The organism is Corynebacterium sp. HMSC056E09 (assembly GCF_001813425.1).
GTDB classification, from domain to species: Bacteria; Actinomycetota; Actinomycetes; order Mycobacteriales; family Mycobacteriaceae; genus Corynebacterium; species Corynebacterium hesseae.
Genome location: NZ_KV812521.1, coordinates 1 through 820, shown reverse-complemented (window position 1 = coordinate 820; position 820 = coordinate 1). Strand labels below are relative to the sequence as shown.

General features: G+C 57.0%; 1 pseudogene. It reads right to left on the bottom strand.

From position 1 onward, the window contains the following. Nucleotides 1-82: 82 nt before the first annotated feature. Nucleotides 83-820, bottom strand: a pseudogene (locus tag HMPREF2912_RS11335) (HNH endonuclease signature motif containing protein); the annotation flags it as partial.

Sequence of the window (820 nt, the reverse complement as noted above, 5' to 3'; positions counted from 1 at the left end):
CGATGTGCCCGTCAACCATCTTTCGGTTGGCGGGGCCGGTGGTTGGCGCTGTCCTTTCTGCCGTTGCTGTGTTTGGTGGGTGTTAGCTGCTGTCGGGTGGTTCCTCTGGTGGCTGTCCTGCTTGTTCGGCGTTGAGTCTGGCTACTGCTTCTTGGTATTCCGGCATTGCTGTTATTGGTGTACCCCAGGGTGGGATGAAGGCCACCCCGGTGTTGAGCCGGTACATGTAGCCGCGCCCGGTAGGTCTTTGTGGGTCATCATCGTTAATCCCGTTGTGGTAGGCGCACAGGAAGGTCAGGTTCTTGATGTTGGTGTAGCCTCCTGCCTGCCAGGGGATGAGGTGATGGACTTGGCAGTAATCAGCCGGCTTGTTACAGCCTGGTCTTGAACAGGTGTGGAATTCAGCATGCAGGGTAAGGCGTTGTTTGAAGTTTGCTCCACGCTCTAGCCGCCAGGTGTCGATGGGTCCTTCAATAGGGTGCACGATGGTGGCATACCCTATTTCAGCAAACTTGTGGGTTAAGAATTCCGCCCCGGTCATTCGCCCGCCGTTGGTGAGGTTGAGCTCTATTTCATCGCCCTCGCCGTTAATGATCTGGTCTAGCTCGTTGAGGGTGACGATGACTTGGGTGCGCACTGCCGGTTTGGAACCGGTGCTTTCTTTGAAGAAGACGTCGTTGGCGGCCTTGAAGCAGGTCGGTGGTGTTGGTGGATTCGAGGACACCGCGCATGTTGGCGATCGTGGTGGCATCGTCGGTTATGGAGAGGGTGTTGGGGCCTTGCGTGCGGTAGGTGATGCGTACGCCTGGTTTGGCTATGC